Source organism: Streptomyces rubellus (assembly GCF_036323805.1).
Classification (GTDB): domain Bacteria; phylum Actinomycetota; class Actinomycetes; order Streptomycetales; family Streptomycetaceae; genus Streptomyces.
Genome location: NZ_JAZDCX010000017.1, coordinates 1 through 18441, shown reverse-complemented (window position 1 = coordinate 18441; position 18441 = coordinate 1). Strand labels below are relative to the sequence as shown.

Genomic DNA, 18441 nt, shown 5'->3' with positions numbered 1-18441 from the left:
GCCGGGCGGCGGGCCCGGGCGCGGTCACGGCCCGAGGGCGAGCAGGGGCGGGTGGCGGTCGCCGTCGGAGTTGACGACGATCCAGGTGCCGCCCGCCCGGACGAGCTGCGGGTTGAGGTCGAGATCCGGGGACACGCCGCGCAGGGTGACCCCGTCGTCCTCGCCCCGGCGCTCCCCGTCGCCGGTGGCGAGCGTCCACAGCCGGCCGTTGTCCCCGAGCACGGCCACCCCGCCGCGGCCGGCGGGGGCCAGGGCGGTGACCTCGTGGCCCAGGCCGGTGTGCCACAGGCGCCGTCCGTCCCGCAGCGAGTAGGCGGAGACCCCTTCCGGGTCGGAGGCGCCGGGCTGCCGGACGGCGACGACCAGCGCGTCTCTGTCCACCGTGGCCAGCAGTGCCGGGCGGGCCGCGAAGAAGCCGTACTCCGGGGCGACGACCAGGTCCTCCTCGTCGGCGGTGAGGGGGATGAGCACCGGTTCGCCCCCGCCGTCCGGGCCGCCGTAGGCCAGGACGGCGGCGGTGCCGCGTTCGTCCCGCTCCCGCAGCAGGAGGGTGAACGGGTCGGCCGAGACCACCATCGCCGTGCTCACGGAACTCTCCACGGGCAGCTCGCGGCGGTCGCGCTCCTCGCCCGTGGCGCCGTCCAGGGTCACCAGCCAGGCCGAACGGAAGTCGCCGGACCGCTCCGCGCACTCGACGACGGCCCGGACGGCGGCACCGCCGGACCTGTCGGACGCGGAGGCCACCTGCGGCCGGCACCGTACGCCGTCCCGCCCGGCGGTGCCGCCCGCCTCCGTGAGCTCCGCCGTCCAGCGCGGCTCCCCGTCCGCGAGCCCGTAGCCGCGGACGGCGCCGTCCGTCAGTACGACCGCCGTGCCCGCGGCGGCCGTGAGCAGGCCGTCGCTCGCCGAGGTGAAGTCTGGGACGCCGCTGATCCTCCGCTCCCACACCGTGCGGCCCGCGCGCACGTCGACACCCCACACGGTGTCGCACGGCTTCTCGTGCGGTCCGAAGGCGACCAGGCCGATGCCGTCGACGACGGTGTCGCTCATCCCGCACACCGAGGCGCGCGGGGGCGCCTTGAGGGTCCACGCGCGCTCTCCGTCCCGGACGCCGTACGCGGTGAGTGCGTCGTCGCGGACCCGGACCACGGTGCCGGGCTCCCCGCCCACGGTCCACGTCCCGCGCCCGCGCACCGTCGCCGGACGGTCCCGGTCGGCCTCCCAGACGGGGTCGAGCACCGGACCGCGCAGCCACACGTGCGCCTGCCAGCCCGGCCACAGCGCGAGCGGCGCGCCCACCAGGACGAGGACGGCGGGCAGGAGTTTGCCGGGGCGGACCTTCCGGAACGCGATGACCGCCCCCGTGAGGGCGAAGAAGCCGGCGAAGGAGAAGAGGAACGCCAGCAGGATGGTCGGTGTGGTGCCCTCCGGGCAGGGGCGGTACCTGCCGCCGCAGGAGTTGCCCGGGATGGACGTCCAGCCCAGGAAGTGGAACTCCAGCGCCAGCCCCAGGGCCGCGCCCGCCGCCACCAGCCACAGGCCGGGCCGTACCAGCTCCCGGCCGCCGCGCGCTCTGCCGTCCTCGGCCATCGTCGTGCCCCCCGTTCCCGTTCCCGGCCGCCCCCCGGCGCCCGCCCGGTGCGTGCAGCGGCACCGGAACATGACAAAGCCCGGGGGGAATCATGCCAGTCGGGGCGCCGCACCGGTGGGCCGGGCACCGGCCGGCCGGACGCCGCCCGGCCGGAGGGGCGGAGGGTCAGCGCACCGCCGCGTCCAGCGTCGCCAGGGCCCGGCGCGCCACCTCGCGGCCGATCGGCAGGGCGGCCGTCGCCGCCGGGGACGGAGCGTTGAGGACGTGGACGGTGTGCGGGCCCTCGGTGATCAGGAAGTCGTCCACCAGCGCGCCGTCCGGCCCGACCGCCTGGGCCCGCACCCCCGCCGGGGCCGGACGCAGATCCGCCGCGTCCACCTCCGGCAGCAGCCGCCGCACCGCCTCGGTGAAGGCCGCCTTCGACAGCGAGCGGCGCAGCTCGCCCGCGCCGTACCGCCAGTGGCGGCGGGCGACGCGCCAGGTGCCAGGCCAGGCCAGCGTCCCGGCCAGCTCGCGGGGGCGGACGGTGCCCCGGCCGTAGCCCTCCCGGGCCAGGGCCGGCACGGCGTTCGGCCCGAGGTGGACCGAGCCGTCCACCCCGCGCGTGAGATGCACGCCCAGGAACGGGAACGCCGGATCCGGCACCGGATAGACCAGGCCCCGCACCAGCCCCGCCCGCTCCGGGGCCAGCTCGTGGTACTCGCCGCGGAACGGCACGATCCGCACCGGCGGTACGTCGCCCGCCAGCCGGGCGACGCGGTCGCAGTGCAGCCCCGCGCAGTTCACCATGGCCCGGGCCCGCACCACCGCGCCCGCCGCCGTACGGACGGCCACGCCCAGCCCCGGGCGGCGGTCCACGGCCGCCACCTCGGCGCCGCAGCGCACCTCGCCCCCGGCCGCCGACACCAGCCGGGCCAGCTCGGCGGCGACCGCGCCGAAGTCGCAGACGCCGGTGGTGCCGACGTGGATGGCCGCCAGGCCGCGCACATGCGGCTCGTACTCGGTGATCTGGGCCGGGCCCAGCTCCCGCACCGGGATGCCGTTCTTCCGGCCGCGCTGCACCAGGGCGTGCAGCCGGGGCAGCTCCGCCCGCTCGGTGGCGACGATCAGCTTGCCCGTGATCCGGTGCGGGATGCCGTGCTCGGCGCAGAACTTCACCGTCTCCGCCGCGCCCCGCACCGCGAACCGCGCCTTGAGCGAGCCGGGCCGGTAGTAGACGCCGCTGTGGATCACCCCGCTGTTGCGGCCGGTCTGGTGCCGGGCCGGGCCGGGCTCCTTCTCCAGGACCGTCACCTTCAGACCGGGCCGGAGCCGGGTGAGCGCGTACGCCGCCGCCAGCCCGACGATGCCGCCGCCGACCACCAGCACGTCGCAGTCGTACGCGGCGCGCCGCGCGGGGGCCGCCGGAGAACCGGGGGAGACCGTGAACGCCGAGGAGACAGTGGACACGTCTTCCATCATGGCCCGTGCCACTGACAGGCAATCCTCACGGGACGCCCCGGATCACCCGCCGCCCGGTGCCGTCGCCCCGTCACGGCCCCCGTCACGCCTGCGCGGCCAGCAGCGGGCGCGCCCGCTCCCGCAGCTCCGCCACCCGCGGCTCGTGGCCGTACGGCTCCAGCCGGTGCAGCAGGTCCCGCACGTACTCGTTCGTCCGCGCCGAGGAGATCCGCCCGGCGACCTCCACCGCCCGGGCGCCCGCCGCGCAGGCCGCGTCCAGGTTGCCCGACTCCAGCTCCGCGACCGCCGAGACCACCAGCCGCAGCCCGTGCGAGCGGGCGTACTCCTCCGTCGGCCGCGCCAGCGCCTGCTCGGTGAAGCGGCGCACCTGGCCCGGCGCCTTCAGGTCGCGGTAGCACTCGGCGGCGTCGGCGGCGAGCCGGTCGTAGGAGTAGAACTCCAGCCAGGACGGGTCCGGATCGCCGTCCCGGGAGCGCTCCAGCCAGCCCTCGGCCGCCGCCAGCGCCGTACCGCAGGCCGCCTCGTCGTCCGCCTTGGCGTGGGCGCGTGCCTCGACCAGGTGGAAGAAGCTCATCGTGCGGGCCGTGGCCAGGCCCCGGTTGCGCTCCAGCGCGGCCTGCGCCAGGTCCACGCCCTCCTCGGCGAAGCCGCGGTACGTCGCCTGCAGCGACATCGACGCCAGGACGTAGCCGCCCAGCGGCACGTCGGCCGCCGCCCGGGCCAGCCGCAGCGCCTGGATGTAGTAGCGCTGCGCGGCTTCCTGCTGGCCGGTGTCGAAGGCCATCCACCCGGCCAGCCGGGTCAGTTCGGCGGTGGCGCCGAACAGCGCGCGGCCCACCTCGTCGCTGTAGGAGCCCAGCAGCAGCGGGGTGGCGTCCACCCGCAGGCACTCGGGCACCATCGACGAACGCCAGTCGCCGCCGCCGTACTTGGAGTCCCAGCGCCGCGCCTCCTGGGCGGCCTCCCGCAGTTTGGCCACGTCGCTGTGGCCGACGCGCAGATGCGTCGGGGCGGGCGGCGGGAGGGCGGCGCCCGGGCCCGGGGCGCCCGGTGGGCCCAGGGAGCGCGACCGCCGCCGCTCCCGTTCCGCGGCCTTCGCCAGGGCCGCCGCGTCCCGCGCGACCGAGCTGTCGGCCGGGGTTATCAGCCAGCGGGAGGTGGGCAGGGCGTAGGCGTTCACCGAGAAGGACCCCGCCAGGGACTGCCAGACGCCGCCGCCACCGCCCCGCCGGCCGGCCGGGTCGAGCCGGTACAGCTCCGTCGCCGAGCGCACCGCCGCGCCCACGTCGCGCGGGAAGGCCAGGCCCACCTCCGGGGTCGGGTCGGCGTCCGCCAGCCCGATCTCGTGCAGCGGAACGGGACGTCCCAGTTTGCTGCCGATCGCGGCGGCGATGAGGTGCGGGGCGGCGCCCTGGGGCACCATGCCCTTGGACACCCACCGGGCGACCGAGGTCTTGTCGTACCGGAGGCTCAACCCCCGCTGCGCGCCGAGGTCGTTGACCCGGCGGGCGAGTCCGGCGTTGCTGATTCCCGCGAGGGCGAGAACGGCGCCGAGCTTCTCGTTCGGACCGCGTGGCTCCCTGGACATGCGCGCACCCCTGACCCACAGCCGACGGCCGCCCCGTGCCGCACACGGGGCATTCCGTCAACCCAGCGTAGTTCGCCGCATCCCTACCGTTAAGGGGCGTCTGAGGGGATGGCGGGATTCGACTCCGTGCGGGAGTGCGCGATCGGCAACGTGCGAACGCTTTCCGGGCCGCCGCGGGGCGGGTTCGGGGGCGTCCGGGCACGGCCGGGCATGCCCGTTCGGCGTGTGCTCCGGGTGTGTGCCGGTGCGCCGGTCCGTGCGCTCTGTGCGGCGCGGAGGGGAAGCGCTTCCATGGGTGCTGCGTGGGTCGGCCCGCTGAACTGGACACAGTGGGCTGGGGGAACGCCGTCGCCCCATTCCCCGCGGGCGGCGGTACGGTCCGGGAGGCGACGATGCCTCCCGGACTGCCGAGGATGTTCGCACGAGATTTCGCGCGGCATATTTCACGGCAAATATTTGGCCGAATGACGCTGTTTGCGATGCGATTCGGCAACCGGTAGGGGCGTCGACGACCGGCGCCCGACATCCGCGCGTCCGCGCACCGGTACACCTCCCGCGCGCCCATCCCGTGGCAGCATGGTCCGCAGCGACGGCAGTTGACAGCCGGCGGCCGGCCGGCCGCCGGCGGTTCCGGGCCCATGCGGAGGCGGGGATGCGGTGGTTGGTGGGGTGGGCCGCGGACAACGCGCGCGGCTCGGGCACCGCGCCGCGGCCCGGGCGGGAGATCCGGCCGGTCGGCGCACAGCAGCTGTGGGACGGCCCCGACCCGCTGTGGGCGGTCGGTGACTGGCGCCCCGACGAGGTGCGCGTCGTCGAGGTCGACGGCGGCAACCGGCTGGCGGTGCTGGGCTGTTGCGGCGCCTCCGACGAGCAGCTGCGCGTCGGGCTGTTCGCCGCCCGCGGCGGCGCCCTGCGCCATCTGACCGCCTGGCCCGGCAGTTACACCGCCGTGGTGCGCATCGGCCGCCGCGTCACCGTCACCACCGACCTCGCCGGCGCCCGGCCCGTCTTCCACACCCCGTGGGCGGGCGGCACCGCCTACGCCACCGCGGCCCTGCCGCTGGCCGACCTGATCGAGGCCCAGCTCGACGTCGGACACCTCGCCGCCCTGCTGGCCTGCCCCGACGTGCCCGAGGCCCTGGGCGACGGCACCCCGTACGCCGGGGTGCGGCGCGTACCGCCCGGCCACGCCCTGATCCTGCGCGACGGCAGCAGCCGGGAGACCGTCAGCTACGAACCCGCCGTCCCCACCGTCGTCGCCGCCGCCCCGGTCGACGCCGACGACGCGGTCGCGGGCATCCGCGACGCCCTGGTGGAGGCGGTACGGGTACGGCTGGCGGCCCCGCGCCACGCCCCCGTGCCCGACCTCGACGACCTCGACCCCGGCCCGGTCCCCGGCATGGGCCCCGCCCAGCGCCGCGCGGGCCGCCCGCCGCGCGGACCCGCGCCCGGCATCGGCGCCGACCTGTCCGGCGGCAGCGCCTCCGCGACGCTCGCGCTGCTGGCTGCCGGACTGCCGGGCATGCCGGGCACCGTGTACGGCACGGCGGGGACGGCGGCCGGCGAGCGGCTGCTCGCCGTCACCTTCAACGACCTCACCCTCGGCCCCCTCGGCCCCCTCGACGCCTCCGGCGCCCAGGGGCTGCCGTCGGGCCGCGCGGTCGAACTGGAACGGGCCCGCAGCATCGCCGAGAACCCCCGGCTGCACCACGTCGTCGTCGCGCTCGGCGAGGAGGCCCTGCCGTACGCCGGACCGGACGGCGGCCCGCTCGTCGACGGGCCGCTGACCGACGAACCCGGCCCCTCGCTGATCACCGCCGAACGGCACCGGCGGCGGCTGGCCGCGGGCAGCGCCGACCAGCTCGGCGGCTACGGCGCCCGGCAGGTGCTCGACGGGCACCCGGCCCGGCTGGCCGACCTGCTGCTGGACCGGCGCCGCCGCCATCTGCTGCGGCCCGTCACGGCGCTGGCCAGGGCGGAGGGCCCGCCCGGGCGGTCGGTGCTGGTGCCGCTCACCGTCTACCGGGCGGCGCGGCGGCTGGCCCGCACCCCGTACCGGGACGGGATGCTGGACGCCGCGCGGCGGCTGCGCGAGCACGAGCCGGCCGTGGTCGGGGCGGGCGGCGCCGGACCGGACGGCGCGGCCGTCGGCGCGGGCGGCGGGGCCGGTAACGGGGCCGGCGCGTACGGTGCGCTCGACGCCTCGCTGGCCGCCCTCACCTGGTGCCGGCCGGGACCGGCCGCGCGCTGGCTGACGGGCGAGGTGCTGGCGGAAGTATCGATTCGGCTGGAGCAGGCCGCGCTCCGCCCGGTGCCCGACGAGACCGGCACCCGGCCGGGGGAGCGGCGGGCGCGCGCCGCACTGGCCCGGCTGGCCGCCGACCACCGCCTGCTGGAACAGGCCGCCGAGGTGCGCAGCCAGCGGCTGCACGCGCCCTTCCTGGACAACCAGGTCGTACGCGCCTGCCGGGCCCTGCCCGAGGCCCTGCGCGTCCAGCCGGGAGCGCGGGCCTCGGTGCTGCGCGCCGTCCTGACCGGGGCGGGCATCCGCGAGCTGCCGCCCGGCTGGGGCGTCCCCTCCCAGGTCACGGACACGGCGGCGGCACGGACCGGGCTGCGGAGCCGGATCGGCGAGCTCATCGACCTCTTCGACGCCCCGCTGCTCGCCGACGCCGGACTGGTGGAGGCCCGGGTCGTCCGCCGGGCGCTGCGGGCGGCCGCCGAGGGCGAGCCGCTGCCGCTGGACGGGCTGGCGGAACTGGTCTCCACCGAGGTCTGGCTGCGGCGGCTGCTGGCCCGCCGGGGGAGCTGCTGGACGGGCACCGCCGCGCCGCGCCAGCGGGCGGTGGCCGGCGGGGTGCCGCAGCGCCCGAGCCTGTGACGCCCCGCCGGGCACCGGCCCGGTACGGCTGCCGCTCCCGCGGGCCGGATGACCTGGTGCCGCGCCGGCCAGGGCTCACCCGGCTCGCGGCCCCGGCGCTCTCCCGGGTCTCCGGCCAGGGAGACGCCCCGCCCCCGGCCCCGGGGACCCCGCGGTCCCGGGGAACCCGCTGCTCGTGCTCGCCGCGTCGGCCGGCAACGCGAGCGGGCCCTCCGCCGGGCGCTTCCGGTCGGCCCGCGGGTTCCCTCCCTCGCCCAGGTGTGTTGACCACGAACGTTGTTGACATCCGGCGGCGATCTGCCTGAGGTGAGCCTTGTCCCGTCCCACGGGGTACGTGCCTGCGGGCTGTTCAGAGGGGACGGGGGTCTTCGGGGCGGTAGCTGGCTTTGATATGGACGCGTTCGCCCTGGGGGCCAAGGATGCTGAGGAATTCCACGGGGTGTTCGTCGGCGTTGCCGAACCAGTGCGGGAGGTGGGTGTCGAATTCGGCGACTTCGCCGTCGGTGAGGATGAAGTCCTTGTCGCCGAGCACGACGCGCAGGCGGCCGCGCAGGACGTACAGCCAGTGGTAGCCCTCGTGTGAGCGGGGGTCGGGTTCGCGGCCGTCGGTCAGGCCGGCGGGCAGGATGTGTTTGAACGCCTGCAGTCCGCCGGGTTTGCGGGTCAGCGGGACGACCGTCATGCCGTTGCGGGTGACCGGCTGCGGATACACCCGGGGGTCGAGGTCGGCCGGGGCGCCGATCAGCTCCTCGACCGGCATCTGGTAGGCCCGGGCCAGGGGCAGCAGGAGTTCCAGGCCCGGTTTGCGGTGCCCGGATTCCAGTCGGGACAGGGTGCTGACCGGAATGCCGGTGGTCTCCGACAGGGCGGTCAGGGTGGCGCCGCGGCGGCGGCGCAGTTCGCGCAGCCGGGGGCCGACCGCGGCCAGCACGGCACCGAAGCCATCACTCATGCGTCCCACCCTGCCTGTGGTTTGCAATTTCTGCAAAGAACTTTGCGAGATTGCCGAAGTGGGCGCACCTTGACGGTCGGAGGTGGTCACGATGACCCGAAACGCCCAGGTCAACAGGGGTGGCCGGTACGACGTCGTAGTGGTCGGCGCAGGCCCGGCCGGCTCGAGCGCGGCGCTCGTGCTCGGACGCGCCCGCAGGTCCGTGCTGGTGATCGACGACGGCTGGCCCCGCGACGCACCGGCGGCGCACATGCACGGCTTCCTCTCCCGTGCCGGGGCGCCGCCCGGTGAGCTGCAGGAAGCGGGGACGCTCCGAGGTGGCCGGCTACGGCGGCACCGTGCAGGCGGGCCGGGCGCTGTCCGCGGCGCGCGACCCCGACGCTGCCGGGCGGGCATCCGTGCACGGCAACACCGTCGCCTTCTGGGTGACCGTGGCGGTGTTCGTCCTCGGCGTGATCGCGTGCGGCCTCCTCGTCCGGCCCGGACGAGGAGGCCGGGTCAAAGGACGGGGACGCCACGGTGACGGCAGCGATCCGAGCGCCCCGCACGCCGAACACCGACGAGAGACCGTGAAGAGGACTCAGGCGCTATGGACGCCCAGCACTGGGACGAGATGTACCGCAGTCGCGATCAGGCATTCAGCGGTAACCCCAATCCCGTACTCGTCACCGAGACCGCCGGCCTGCCGCCGGGCCAGGCGCTCGACGTCGGATGCGGCGAGGGAGCCGACGCACTCTGGCTGGCCCAGCGCGGCTGGCAGGTCACCGCGGTCGACATCTCCGGGACCGCCCTGCACCGCGCTGCCGCCGCTGCCGCCGGCGTCAACGGCCGCGTGGCGTGGGCACGGGCCGACCTCACCACCACGCCGCCCCCCGCAGACGCCTTCGACCTGGTGTCCATCCACTACTTCCCACTCCACCGCCAGCCCGGCCACACGGCGCTGCACGGCCTTCTCAACGCTGTCGCCCCCGGCGGAACGCTGCTCTTCGCCACCCACGCCCGCGCAGACCTCACACCGCGCGAGGACTTCGACCCCGCCGACTACTACCAGCCCGACGACATCGCCCGACTCCTCGACCCCACCGCCTGGAACGTACTGACCAACGGGACCCGCCCTCGTGCCACCCCGACCCCCGCCGGCACGCACCACACCCAAGACGCCGTCCTGCGAGCGGTACGCCTGCCGTAAGCCCGCCGGACTCCGCCTCGCCCCTCCGGGGAGCGCCGAGGTCTTTCACCTCCACACCACCACAGAGGTCCTCTTGCCCCACCCCAATGACCGGCTGACCGTCCATGGCAGACGGCTCCTCGTCGATCGGGTCAGGGTCGGCAGGCCCGTCGCCCACGTAGCCGATGAGATGGGCATCTCCCGCACCCCGGCTCACAGGTGGGTCCGGCCGCTGGCGAGCCGAAGGCGATGCCGGCCTGTACGACCGCCCCGGCAGGCCGCGCAGAACTCCCCACCACACCCCCACAGATGTCGAGTCCCGCATCTGCGACCTGCGGCGTGGGCGAAAACCCGGCCCGGCCAGAACCGGGGCGATCCTGGGATTGCCCGCCTCGACCGTCCACCGTGTCCTGACCCGCCACAACCCGGACCGTCTGCGATGGATGGACCGGCCCACCAGCCAGATCATCCGGCGGTACGAGCGATCACGCCCCGGCGAACTGGTCCACGTGGACATCAAGAAGCTCGGCAACATTCCCGACGGCGGCGGGCATCGGGTCATGCCCCGGCAGCAGGCCGGCGCCAACCGGCAAGCCACGACCAGCGCGCGCGAAGGCGGCAGCCCCGTGATCGGCTACAGCTTCGTCCACACAGCCGTTGACGATCACCGACGATCACCCCCGACTCGCCTGCAGCGAGGCCCTCAACGACGAACGCAAGGAGACCGCCGCGGAGTTCCGGCAGCGGGCAAACGCCTTCTTCAGCGGACACGGCATCAGCGTCGAGCGCGTCCTCACGGACAACGGATCCTGCTACAGATCCAGGCTGTTCACCCGGACTCCGCGTGGCGCCGACATCATCCACAAACGCACCCGGCCCTATCACCCGCAGACGAACGGCAAGGTGGAGCGCCTGAACCGCACACTCCCCGACTAATGGGCCTATGTTCGCCCGTACACCAGCGGCGCCGAGCGCACCGCAGCTCTGGTCGACTTCCTCCGCACCTACAGCCATCACCGTGGCCACACCGCACGCCGCCCCGTGGCGCCCCGGGTGTTACGGGGCGGCGCGGGTGGTGTGACCGGCCGGTCAGCGGCAGCCGAACCGCGCCCGGACCCAGTCCGCCAGCACCGTCTGGTCCACGACGGTGCGCGCCTCGACCACCAGCCGGACCGTACGCCGTCCGGTGAGCGGCACCCGTACCGGCACCGGCGCGTCACCCCTGCGGAGGAGGCCCGACCGCCACAGCCGGACCCCGTCGGCGTGGACGGCGAAGCGGACCGCGCCCCGGCCCAGCGTCAGATCGTCCACCCCGACCAGCGCCTCGAACACGGTGCAGGCCCCGCCCACCTCGACCACCACCGACGAACCGGCGCGCACCGTGGCGCCGGGGCCGCGGTCCCGCCCGTCGACGTACAGGTGGGAGCGGGGCCACAGCCAGCCGCTCTCACCCCTGCGGACATCGGGCCCACCGGCACCGGACCCGTCCCGGTACAGCTGTTCCAGCCGGTGGACGGTGGGCCCGGAGCGCGCCGCCGGAGGCCGTACCGCCGGAGGCGGCGTGGACGGCGGGGAGGTCAGAGGGCTGCCGACATCCGGCCGGACGGACTCCGGGACGTCCGGAACGACGCCCCCGCCCGGGACGCCCGGCGCCGCCGGGGGGACAGACGCGTCCCCCGCCGGGCCACCGGGCCGGTCCGTCCGGCCGGACGGACCGGCCCGGTGGCCCGGACCCGTCACTGCCGTGCCCACCGCCGGCTCCGCGTCCGCCACCTCCAGATCCCGTAACCGGGAGCCCTTCACCTCCGCACCCGTACCCGCGCCGTCCGCCGTGTCGGGCAGGGTCGCGGCCGGGCCCGGGCTTCCCGCGCCCGGCTGCGGCCCGCGGGGCCGCTGGCCGTCGCCGACCAGCGCCAGGGTCAGCGCGGTGGCCACCGCGGCGGCCATCACACCCGCGGTGACACCGGCCTTCGCGGTGGCGCACAGGCCGTCGGACACCGATGTGCCGTCCGCGCCCGACCGGCCGGCCGGCGCGTCGAGCAGGCACCTCCGGCCGGCCTGACCCTCCCCGCGGGCAGCCCTCGCCGGCCACGTCGAACCGGCCGGGCCGGCTTCGCCCACCGAGCCCGGTACGGCACCGTCGCCCAGGGCACTCACCACCGCGTAGCCCGCCGCACCGGCCGTCTCCGCCGGGCGCGGATACGGACCCGCGCGGCGGACGCCGTGCTCGCCCGCGGCCGAGTGCGCCGAGTAGGCCGAGCGCGCCGGGCACCTCGGGTGCGCCGCGTACTCGGCCGCGCCCCAGCCCATGACCGCCACCGGCAGCAGCAGCCGCAGCCGCTCGCGGACGTCCCCGGCGCCCCGCGCGGCCGACCGGCAGTCCGCGCACTGCTCCAGATGCCGGTGCAGTCCCCGTCCCGGCCGCGTCCGCCGGCTCCGGCGGGTGTACGCGCCCAGCCGGTCGACGTGGTGCGCGCAGTCCCCGCCCGCGGCCCGGGCCCGGCCGATGTGCGCGTGCAGGTAGGCCTGCCGCAGCCCTTCCTCGGCCCGGCGGGCGAGCCTCTCCGCTGCCGGTGCCGTCAGGCCCAGCAGCGGCGCGGCCCCGCGCGGCGGTTCGTTCTCGACGACGGTGTGCCACAGCACCACCTGCCAGCGCTCGGGCAGGCAGCGGAAGGCGTCCACCACCGTCGAGCGCTCGGCCCGCCACATGGCCCGTACATCCGCGTCCGACTCGAAGGACTCGCCGCTGCCCGGTGAGTCGGCCGCCACCGCGAACACCGCGAACTCCTCGGCCAGCTGCTCCCAGCAGGCCGTACGCCCCCAGGCCGCAGCCACCTGCCGGACGACCGTCAGCAGATGGACGCGCATCGCCGTGTCCGGACCCGTGCCGTCGCGCACGGTCAGCAGCGTCCGCGCGAAGACCTCGTCGGCCAGGGCGTCCGCGGCGGCCGCGGTCCGGCAGCAGTGGCCGGTGTAGCGGCGCACCGCGTCGTAGTGCCGCCGGCGGAACTCCTCGTACGCGGTGGTGTTCCCGCCGCGCATCCGCGACACCAACTCGGTGTCGCCCGGCGGCGCCTCCTCCCCGTCCTCCGGGTCCTCCCCGTTCTTCCCGCTCTCCGGGTCCTCCGGGTCCTCCGGGTCCTCCGGGTTCTCCGGACGCGCTGAGTTCCCCGAACACCGCCGCGGCACGAGTCCGCCCGCTTCACCCGCCCCGTCCGTACCGCACGCTCTTCCCGGAACGCGCGGCTCCTCCCGCTCGTCAACACTCAAAGCGAGGACCCCCGTACACACCGTTGCCACCGAACACCGGCAAAGCGTGTCACAACGGTGGCGGCGCGGGCTTCGGGAGTGCTTCTCAATCACCCATCCGGGGCGGCGAACCGTGAAGTGGTGGGCGCGAACGGTCTCCACGCTGTATAGGAGCGCTCCCACAGAGCGCGGGAGTGCCCGGACCCGCCTGCACCCGCCGAAGTTGGCCGGAAATCACCTCCCAAGCGGTCTGCTTTCGGGCCGCGACAGATCGACAACGGGCAGAAGGTGGCCGAGAAAGGCCTGAGAAACGAGCCGGGAGCGGACCGGGGCGCTGCGGACAGGCGGCCGAGCCCTTGCTTGCCGCGAGCCCGCTTCCGCGCCGCCCTTCCGGCACCTCCGGCCACTCCGGAGGGCTGTCCCGGGCGACCGCCCCGCGGGAACGAGCACTCCAGGGGCTGCCGTGGACGTTCCGTCCGGCTGCCCACTCGGCTGCACCACTCGGGGCGTCCTGGTCCGGTGGCGGCCGGCCGCCCCAGGGCACTTCCGTTCCGGCAGTGCCCGGCCCGCACGGTGTCGCCCGGCCGACTCCGGCCCCCTTCGAGTCCCCTTTGAGCGGCTCCGGCCCGTCCCCCGGTTCCCGCAGTCGGATCGCCCCCAGTCAGCCGGTCAGTCGGTCTCCGATCCGGCCGCCGGCCGCCGCTCCGGCCCGTTCGGCCCGGTCGCGGCGGACGGCCGGAGCCGCCTCGGAAGCCCCGGCAACCCCGGAAGCCTCAGCAGTCGGTCCGGTCGGCCCTTCAGGCCTGTGCGGGCCTGCCGGTCCGCGGCCTCAGCCCCTCCAGCAGGATGTCGAGCAGCCGTTCCGAGGCCGCGGCCTGCTGCGCCGCGTTCGGCAGAGAAGGCGCCGCCGTCGCTATCACCAGCAGTACGTCCGAGACGGTCACATCGGAGCGCAGCTCACCGGCCGCCTGGGCCCGTTCCACCAGCTGTCCGACCACGTCGAGCAGCGCCGCCGCCCCCGCGTCGTCCTCGTCACCCCGCCGACCGGCCGTGTCCGGCCCCGCCTCCGAGGTCATCCGGTCGTCCACCAGCCGAAGCCCCGGCTGCCCGTGCCCGCCGCCCCGCGGCGCCCGCGACCCGCCGCGTTCGCCACCGCTGTCTCCGGTCGACTCGTCGTCCGACGAGTCGACCCGCAGTATTCGGGGCGGCAGCAGTCGCCCCGCACCCGAGGCCACCGAGGTGCGCAGGAACCGGGAGAGCGCCGGCCACGGCTCCTCCTCCTGCCGCAGCGCCGTCCGCGCCTGCTCGGTCAGCCGCGCCGTCTCCTCCTCGGCGATCCGCCGCACCAGTACGTCCTTGCTGGGAAAACGCCGGTAGACCGTACCGACTCCGACCCGTGCCCGACGCGCCACGTCCTCCATCGGAGCGCCGTATCCCGACTCGCCGAAGACCTCGCGGGCGGCACGCAGCACGTGCTCCAGATTGCGCTGGGCGTCGACCCGCAGCGGAGTCGTGCGCCCGCCTCCCCCGACGCTTCCTCCACCGACCGCGTGAGTGACGCCGTTCTCCGCGGATGAGTCCGAGACGACGGCGGTCGACCAACGAGAGCCCTGAATGCCCTGCATATGCATGTTGTGTTCCCCCGGTAATGAGCAGTCTCCCCCCGGAGACTCCCCGCCCTTGCCACCGGGGCTACGGTCATGACTCCGCCCCGGCGTCCTACGAACATAGTTGAGGCCCGGTCACCAGAGAAAGAGCGTTGTTCCGCCACGTCCCCACCCTGATCGGAGTACGCTCCGGCCACCTCCCCCAGCGCCGCGCCGGCATATGCGCATTCCCGCTCCGACCTGCGGTTCCGTTCACCGGGCAGTCGCAGGGAGCAGTCCGGAACCCACCCTTCCGCCGGTCATACGATTCTCCCGACCTGTGGACAAACGTGCGTCCGCGGGTGCGTCATGGACAGGTGACGAAGGAACCCGCGCGCATTCTCGTGGTCGGCGGCGGCTACGTAGGCATGTACACCGCCCTGCGCCTCCAGCGGCGCCTGAAGAAGGAACTGAGACGCGCGCGGGACGGGAACGGCGGCGTGGAGATCACCGTCCTCGGCCCCGAGCCGTACATGACCTACCAGCCGTTCCTGCCCGAGGCGGCCGCCGGATCCATCTCGCCCCGCCATGTCGTCGTGCCCCTGCGCCGGGTGCTGCCGCACTGCCGGGTCCTGGTCGGCGAGGCGAAGGCCGTCGACCACGCCAGGCGCGTCGTCACCGTCGAGACCCCCGCCACCGGGGAGGCCGGCACCGGTCCCGTCGAGCTGCCCTACGACGAACTCGTCCTCGCCCCGGGCTCCGTCTCCCGCGCCCTCCCGGTCCCCGGCCTCGCCGACCACGGCATCGGCTTCAAGACCATCGAGGAGGCCATCGGCCTGCGCAACCACGTCCTCGAACAGCTCGACATCGCCTCCTCCACCCGCGACCCCGGCATCCGCGCCGCCGCCCTCACCTTCGTCTTCGTCGGCGGCGGCTACGCGGGGGTGGAGGCCCTCGCCGAACTGGAGGACATGGCCCGCTACGCCTGCCGCTACTACCACAACATCCGCCCCCGGGACCAGAAGTGGATCCTGGTCGAGGCGGCCGATCGCATCCTCCCCGAGGTCGGCGGGGCACTGGGCCGGTACGCCCTCCGCGAGCTGCGCGGCCGCAACATCGACGTACGCCTCCGGACCCGGCTGGAGAGCTGCGCGAACCGGGTCGCCGTACTGAGCGACGGCTCCCGCCATCCGTGTCGCACCCTCGTGTGGACGGCGGGCGTCAAACCCCACCCCGTGCTCGCCGCCACCGACCTCCCCCGCGACGACCGCGGCCGACTGCGCTGCACCGCCCAGCTGCGCGTCGAGGGGACCGAGCACGCCTGGGCCGCCGGAGACGCCGCCGCCGTCCCGGACCTGGCGGCGGAGGACGAGCCCCGGACCGGAGGCGTGGGGGGCGGCGGGGAGGAGCCGGTCCGGACGTGCGCCCCCAACGCCCAGCACGCCCTGCGCCAGGCCCGTGTCCTGGCCGACAACCTGGTGGCGTCGCTGCGCGGTGAGGAGCTCGGGGAGTATCGGCACGCCCTCGCCGGGTCCGTCGCCTCGCTCGGCCTCCACAAGGGCGTCGCACATGTCTACGGCCGCAAGCTCAAGGGCTACCCCGCCTGGTGGCTGCACCGTATGTACCACCTGAACCGGATGCCGACCGCCAACCGGAAGACGCGCATCCTCGCCGAATGGACGCTGGCCGGACTGTTCAAACGTGAGATCGTCTCGCTCGGGTCGCTGGAACACCCGCGCGCCGAGTTCGAACTCGCCGCGGGCACCGACCGCCGTCCCAAGGGATCCTGACGGATGTCGGCCCCGTCGGCCACACTGTGCGTGTGACGATGGGCGGGCCCGCGCCGATGAGGGGGCGCCGGCCGGCGCCGGTCCGGCCGTCCCACGAACGGACGCCCGGGCGGAACGGCGCACGGTCCCGTGGACGTTCTCGCGAGCGGATCCCGCCGGCACCCACCCGCAGCACAGCAGCAGACACAGACGCAGGCACTACAGACTCATCGGAACTTGGATCGGACCGCACGCAGTGAACTTCACGCGCTGGAGCGCCCGGCTGCCCGGCACACCGCGGCGTATCGCCGCCGCCCGGGCGGTACGGCGCAGGCCCCAGGCACCGGCCGCCCCGCCCGGCGCCGTACCGGCCGCCCGGAACGAGTCCCGGGACGGCCAGGGCGGCGCCTCCGTCCCCGAGGCCGACGGGGCGGAGGCGCCGGGCCGGGTCGGCACGACGGCCGCGACGGCCGCGGCGGACGCGAGGGGCGGGACCGGCCGCGGCATCGACGCCCTGTCCGTGCAGGACCTGCTCGGGCACCTCCCGGCGCTGGTCGCCCTCGTCCACGGCCCCGACCACCGTGTCGCGTTCGTCAACGGCGCCTACACCGACGTCTTCGGCCCGCGCACCCCCGGCGCGTCCGCCGCCGAGGCCCTGCCCGAACTGGCCGAGCTGGGCCTGCTCCCGCTGATGGACCAGGTCCTGCGCAGCGGCAGACCCCGCACGGTCAAGTCCCGCCGTGTCCCCGCCCGCCCCGGCCGCACCCGTCCGGGCTACTACACCTTCACCTGCACCCCCATCGAGCTGCCCGGCCCGGAACCGGAGCGGGGCGTCCTGGTCTTCGCGGCCGAGGTGACCGACCAGATCGAGGTCGCCGAGCGGCTGCGCGCCAGCGAACGTCGCCAGCGCGAGGCCGCCGTCACCCTCCAGCGCAGCCTGCTGCCGCAGCAGCTGGAGCACCCCGACGACCTGCGGGTCGCCGCCGCCTACCAGCCGGGCGGCACGGAGGCGGCGGTCGGCGGCGACTGGTACGACGTCATCACCCTCGGCGCGGGCCGCACCGCCCTCGTCATCGGCGATGTGATGGGCCGTGGGGTACGGGCCGCCGCCGTCATGGGGCAGCTGCGCACCGCCGTCCGCGCGTACGCCCGGCTGGACCTGCCGCCCCACGAAGTGCTCCAGCTCCTCGACGGACTCGCCGCCGAGATCGACCCCAACCAGATCGCCACCTGCGTCTACGCCGTCCACGACCCCAACGAGGGCCGTCTGGTGTACGCCTCCGCGGGCCACATGCCGATCCTCGTCCGCGACCCGGACGGCACTGTCCACCGCGCGGAGGCCGCCACCGGCCCCCCACTGGGCACCGGCGGCTGGCTGCACACCTCCGCCCCGGTCGCCTTCGGCCCCGGCTCCTCCGCCGTGCTCTACACCGACGGTCTGGTGGAGCGGCGCGACGCCGACATCGACCAGGGCATCGACGCCCTGGAGGGAGCCTTCGCCGGAGCCACCGGCACTCCGCAGACCGTCTGCGACCGGCTCCAGCGGGCCCTGGGCATCACCGCGGAACACGACGACGACGTGGCCCTCCTCGTCCTCCAGCACCCGGTCCGCACCGGCCAGGACGCGGAACTCTTCCACAACGCCGCGCTCGACCTCCTCGGCGGCAACGAGGCCGCGCCCCGCGCCCGGGCCTTCGCCTCCGGAGTCCTGGCCAGCTGGCGTTTCCCCGCGGAGCTGCACGACCTGGGTGTGCTGGCCGCCAGCGAACTCGTCGCCAACTCACTCCAGCACGGCACCCCGCCGATGCGCCTGCGTCTGCGCCGCACGGACCGCCGCCTGATCATCGAGGTGACCGACGGCGACGAGCATCTGCCGCGCCGCCGCCGTGCGGAGCCGGCGGACGAGAGCGGCCGTGGCATCTCCATCGTCGCGACCATCTCCTCCGCCTGGGGCTCCCGGCGCACACCGGGCGGCGGCAAGGCGGTGTGGTGCGAGTTCGCCCTCCCGGAGACCGTTCCTCAGTAGGGGCCCCGGGGCGCCGGACCGTCCCTCCGGACGGGTGACACCCGGCCGGAGGCACCGAGAGGCCGTCCCGGTGGCCCGGAGCGGAACGCTCCGCGAGGGATTTGACAGCCCGGGGACCGGTCCGTAAGGTTCCCCGAGTTGTCAGGGACCCAGTGGCTCTCCTGACAACA

General features: G+C 75.4%; 11 protein-coding genes and 1 pseudogene. 6 read left to right on the top strand and 6 right to left on the bottom strand.

The window, feature by feature from the left end; all coding sequences use genetic code 11:
• Positions 1-24 precede the first annotated feature (24 nt).
• From V1L54_RS19880 to V1L54_RS19870, 3 genes are all read right to left on the bottom strand, one after another.
• A complete protein-coding gene (locus tag V1L54_RS19880; protein ID WP_330119419.1) occupies positions 25-1590 on the bottom strand; it encodes an outer membrane protein assembly factor BamB family protein in 1566 nt (521 codons plus the stop codon).
• Positions 1591-1756: 166 nt separating this feature from the next.
• Positions 1757-3049 (bottom strand): L-2-hydroxyglutarate dehydrogenase, encoded by a 1293-nt coding sequence (gene lhgD / locus V1L54_RS19875; protein ID WP_443076718.1) that lies wholly within the window; start codon positions 3047-3049, stop codon positions 1757-1759.
• An 85-nt stretch (positions 3050-3134) separates the two neighbouring features.
• Entirely contained in the window at positions 3135-4640 is a 1506-nt protein-coding gene (locus tag V1L54_RS19870) for an NsdA family TPR-like regulatory protein (RefSeq protein WP_330119418.1), read from the bottom strand.
• A 652-nt stretch (positions 4641-5292) separates the two neighbouring features.
• Here V1L54_RS19870 and V1L54_RS19865 point away from each other — a divergent pair.
• A complete protein-coding gene (locus V1L54_RS19865) occupies positions 5293-7521 on the top strand; it encodes an asparagine synthase-related protein (RefSeq protein WP_330119417.1) in 2229 nt (742 codons plus the stop codon).
• Between the two features lie 349 nt (positions 7522-7870).
• Here the strand turns inward: V1L54_RS19865 and V1L54_RS19860 are convergent, their stop codons facing one another.
• The gene (locus tag V1L54_RS19860; RefSeq protein WP_330119416.1) at positions 7871-8473 is read right to left on the bottom strand and encodes an XRE family transcriptional regulator; all 603 of its coding nucleotides are present in this window, start codon (positions 8471-8473) and stop codon (positions 7871-7873) included.
• Between the two features lie 91 nt (positions 8474-8564).
• Between V1L54_RS19860 and V1L54_RS29505 the strand changes: the two genes are divergently transcribed.
• The 3 genes and pseudogenes from V1L54_RS29505 to V1L54_RS19845 all read left to right on the top strand — a co-directional run.
• Positions 8565-8996, top strand: coding sequence for an FAD-dependent oxidoreductase (locus V1L54_RS29505; protein WP_443076710.1), 432 nt, complete (start codon positions 8565-8567; stop codon positions 8994-8996).
• Between the two features lie 66 nt (positions 8997-9062).
• Positions 9063-9662, top strand: coding sequence for a class I SAM-dependent methyltransferase (locus V1L54_RS19850; RefSeq protein WP_330119415.1), 600 nt, complete (start codon positions 9063-9065; stop codon positions 9660-9662).
• 73 nt (positions 9663-9735) lie between these two features.
• Positions 9736-10673 (top strand): annotated as a pseudogene (locus tag V1L54_RS19845) (IS481 family transposase); the annotation flags it as partial.
• A gap of 57 nt (positions 10674-10730) precedes the next feature.
• On the opposite strand, the gene V1L54_RS19840 reads toward V1L54_RS19845, so the two are convergent.
• Positions 10731-12830, bottom strand: a complete 2100-nt coding sequence (locus tag V1L54_RS19840) for an NPCBM/NEW2 domain-containing protein (protein ID WP_330119414.1) — start codon at positions 12828-12830, stop codon at positions 10731-10733.
• Positions 12831-13687: 857 nt separating this feature from the next.
• Positions 13688-14521, bottom strand: a complete 834-nt coding sequence (locus V1L54_RS19835) for a TetR/AcrR family transcriptional regulator (protein ID WP_330119413.1) — start codon at positions 14519-14521, stop codon at positions 13688-13690.
• Between the two features lie 332 nt (positions 14522-14853).
• On the opposite strand from V1L54_RS19835, the gene V1L54_RS19830 reads away from it, so the two are divergent.
• Positions 14854-16266 carry an NAD(P)/FAD-dependent oxidoreductase gene (locus tag V1L54_RS19830; RefSeq protein WP_330119412.1) on the top strand — a complete coding sequence of 471 codons (1413 nt, stop codon included), beginning with the start codon at positions 14854-14856 and terminating at the stop codon, positions 16264-16266.
• 235 nt (positions 16267-16501) lie between these two features.
• Complete coding sequence (locus V1L54_RS19825; RefSeq protein ID WP_330119411.1) at positions 16502-18271, top strand: ATP-binding SpoIIE family protein phosphatase; 1770 nt, start codon at positions 16502-16504, stop codon at positions 18269-18271.
• Positions 18272-18441: the final 170 nt, after the last annotated feature.

What these genes read in the sequence shown, in the direction of transcription:
- V1L54_RS19880 (WP_330119419.1), bottom strand. Translation starts at nt 1,590, where the DNA reads ATGGCCGAGGACGGCAGAGCGCGCGGCGGCCGGGAGCTGGTACGGCCC.
- lhgD (WP_443076718.1), bottom strand. Translation starts at nt 3,049, where the DNA reads ATGGAAGACGTGTCCACTGTCTCCTCGGCGTTCACGGTCTCCCCCGGT.
- V1L54_RS19870 (WP_330119418.1), bottom strand. Translation starts at nt 4,640, where the DNA reads ATGTCCAGGGAGCCACGCGGTCCGAACGAGAAGCTCGGCGCCGTTCTC.
- V1L54_RS19865 (WP_330119417.1), top strand. Translation starts at nt 5,293, where the DNA reads ATGCGGTGGTTGGTGGGGTGGGCCGCGGACAACGCGCGCGGCTCGGGC.
- V1L54_RS19860 (WP_330119416.1), bottom strand. Translation starts at nt 8,473, where the DNA reads ATGAGTGATGGCTTCGGTGCCGTGCTGGCCGCGGTCGGCCCCCGGCTG.
- V1L54_RS29505 (WP_443076710.1), top strand. Translation starts at nt 8,565, where the DNA reads ATGACCCGAAACGCCCAGGTCAACAGGGGTGGCCGGTACGACGTCGTA.
- V1L54_RS19850 (WP_330119415.1), top strand. Translation starts at nt 9,063, where the DNA reads ATGGACGCCCAGCACTGGGACGAGATGTACCGCAGTCGCGATCAGGCA.
- V1L54_RS19835 (WP_330119413.1), bottom strand. Translation starts at nt 14,521, where the DNA reads ATGCATATGCAGGGCATTCAGGGCTCTCGTTGGTCGACCGCCGTCGTC.